At 45.9% G+C, this 3,195-nt stretch carries 2 protein-coding genes; both read left to right on the plus strand.

Annotation, left to right across the window (positions count from 1 at the left end; genetic code table 11):
• The first annotated feature begins 890 nt into the window (after positions 1-890).
• Entirely contained in the window at positions 891-2,408 is a 1,518-nt protein-coding gene (locus tag O1D97_RS19515) for an efflux RND transporter permease subunit (RefSeq protein ID WP_269127893.1), read from the plus strand.
• 18 nt (positions 2,409-2,426) lie between these two features.
• Positions 2,427-3,195 (plus strand): response regulator transcription factor (locus O1D97_RS19520; protein ID WP_269127894.1); only part of this gene is annotated, 769 nt, incomplete at its 3' end.

The following is a 3,195-nucleotide window of genomic DNA, read 5'->3' on the forward strand; positions in this document are numbered from 1 at the left end:
CAATATTAAAATACCATTTAACGACGCGCTCACGGTTGTCGTCCCACCAATGACCTAAAAACGTTCTCCAACCACACAGTCTTGAACGCGGTCGTCACTGGTTGCACATATGACGGCGGAATGGCTAATAAGGTATAAATGGTAATCAACGCCAACACAAACATGACTACTGGTTTCGTGGCTCAGCCTGTTGTTCAGCTTCGTCGGCAACTTTGTAGTTGACAGTATTGCACTTCAAGTTGCGGTACTAATTACCCGACTACAGTAATCTTGTCTTGTCTCCACCGCACTACCGCGCTGGCTGTCGATTACGCTACGAGCCGCCAGTCATTAAAAATATCATCCACATGGCTTTGCAGACCCAGTGGTCCGCGCACGCCAGCAGCTTGACACTCATCATTTGGCGGTCTCACTGGGGTACGCACACGCACTCCTACTCGTCTTGGCCTCGTTGAAAAACGCTGTACCACGCCACCGCCACGACTGCAACACTTGCCCAGATAGCAGTTTCAGTATCAACCCGAGTGTGCGGCCTGAGCAGCTAACTCAAAGCGGTATTGCGGCTCACCTAAGTCTAGGTTGCTACAACCACGGATGTCCATGGTTTCGCTTTTGGTTTTAATTTAAAGTTAGGTCACATCTCTTTTTTAGCTAACACTTTTAGCTTTTAATTTTCTCACAACAGCTGGTCCATTTTGCAAACTCTTTTAGGACATAAGGCGTGTTCGACGCTAATTCGACGATGACCGCTGCTGGTAAGCATTACGCAAATCAAAAAGTGGCAGAGTCCTCATCGCAGTATTAAGACGCGCTTAGCCGCCGCTCTAAGGTCGTTAAGCTTTTTATAGGTTTGGAAGGCATCATTTTGCATCGAAAAATCAGCCACGGCGGTGTTTATTTTGGTGGCCGGCATGCCAATCACAGGCAGTGTCAGGGTGGCATTTTTCCCTGATATTACTGGCGACACCGCCGTGGCTGATTTTTCGATGCAAAATGATGCTAGCTTTGGTCAAACCTATAAAAACTTAACGACCTTAGAGGCGGCAGCTAAACGCGTAGATGCTCAGCTTTCTGCCCAATATAGCGATGAGGACTCTGCCACTAACCTTGAGAGTTTGCATGTACTTGCCAGCAGCAGTGACTCAGGCCAAGTCATCGTCGAATTAGCGTCAGATGCGCCTTATGGTCTAAAAGAGTTTACCGTAAAATGGACTGAAGCGGTTGGCCAAATGGAAGGGGTTAAAAAGCTAAAAGTGTTAGCTAAAAAAGAGATGCTTGATAACTTTAAGGTAGAGATTAAAGCCAGCGATACCGAGTCTGTGTTTGCTGCAGGCAAGGCGTTAAAAGCGGCTATCGAAACCATGGACGGCGTCAGTGGTATCGATAACAACCTAGACTTAGGTGAGCCACAATACCGCTTTGAGTTAACTGCTCAAGGCCGCGCACTCGGGTTTGATACTGAAACCTTATCTGGGCAAGTGTTGCAGTCATTTGGCGGTGGCGTGGTACAGCGTTTTCAACGGGGTAAAGACGAAGTAAAAGTGCGTGTGCGTTACCCTGATGAAGACCGCCAAACCATTGGTGATGTCAAACTTGCTAACGTGCGCACTAGCGACGGAACCATAGTGCCATTAAGCCATGTGGCTGATATTTTTAATGACTATCAGCCATCAAGTATCACCCGTATCGACAGCCAACGCGCGGTGTATATTAGTGCGGTGTTAGATAAAGACAAGATTGCCTCTAATGAGTTAGTGAGCCAATTACAACAGTCGTTAGTACCGCAACTTGAAGTGCAATACCCAGGTGTCAGCTTTAATTTCGCCGGCGAAGCTGAACAACAGGCTGAAACCACAAGCTCAATTGAGTCGATGTTTGTGTTGGCGTTGATTGCCATTTATGCCTTATTAGCCATTCCGCTTAAGTCATATGTGCAGCCAGTGATCATCATGACCGCGATTCCGTTTGGTGTGGTTGGGGCGATTTTAGGTCATTGGTGGAACGACTTAACCATCAGTATTTTATCGTTAAATGGTATTTTGGCGCTCAGTGGTGTGGTGGTAAACGACAGCCTATTACTGGTGTCACGATTTAATGAATTGCTTAAAGAAGAAGGCTTGTCGGTACACGACGCCATTGTTGAGTCATGCACCGGACGCTTACGGGCGGTACTGCTCACATCGGTAACCACGTTTGCAGGCTTAGCACCGTTATTAGGTGAAACTTCATTACAAGCGCAGTTTTTAATTCCTGCAGCGGCAGCACTGGGGTATGGTATTTTGTTTGCCACAGTGATCACCTTGATTTTGACACCGTCATTGTTGTTGATTCAATGTGAAGCAAAAGAGTTTATCGCCAATATCATGAATAAGTTACGCCCTAATCATGACGCAACAGCGCCAGTATAAAACCAAGGAGCCAGTTCGATGACAACCGATAAGTTACAGTTATTACTGGTTGAAGATGATCTCGATCTTGCCACTGCGGTAATCGAGTATTTAGAACTCGAAGACATCTTGTGTGATCACAGCGCTAATGGTTTGTCTGGGCTTCATTTAATCCAGCAAAACCACTATGACGCAATTATTTTGGATTTAAATTTACCCAAAATGAATGGGCTGCAAGTGTGTGAATCTATTCGTGCAGAAGGCATTGATGTACCAGTGTTAATGCTCACGGCGCGTGACACCCTAGACGACAAGCTCACCGGTTTTGCTAATGGCACAGATGACTATTTGGTTAAGCCATTTGCTATGGAAGAACTCATTGTCAGGATTAAAGTGTTGGCTCGTCGTCGCAGTGGTCAGGTGCAGCGTTTAGCGGTCGCTAATTTGATTGTCGATGTGCAAAAAAAGCAGGCATTTCGAGCACAAAGCGAATTAAAACTGTCGCCGACCGCATTAAAGATTTTAACCGTACTGATGCGGGCTAGCCCAAACCCGGTGTCGCGTGAAAAATTAATGCAAACGGTATGGGGAGACGATCAACCCGATAGTAATAGCTTAAAAGTACACATTTTTAATTTGCGTAAACACATCGATGCTGAGCATGAGCATAAATTATTGCACACGATTAGCGGTTACGGTTTTTGCAATAAAGGAAAGCCAGTCATCATGAAGATTATCCCCAGTATTCGGCTGTATGTGTTGCTTGCGATGTTGGTCACTGGCATTGGCACAATATTGATTTTGTCAG

This window comes from Marinomonas phaeophyticola, from assembly GCF_026966905.1.
Taxonomy (GTDB): domain Bacteria; phylum Pseudomonadota; class Gammaproteobacteria; order Pseudomonadales; family Marinomonadaceae; genus Marinomonas; species Marinomonas phaeophyticola.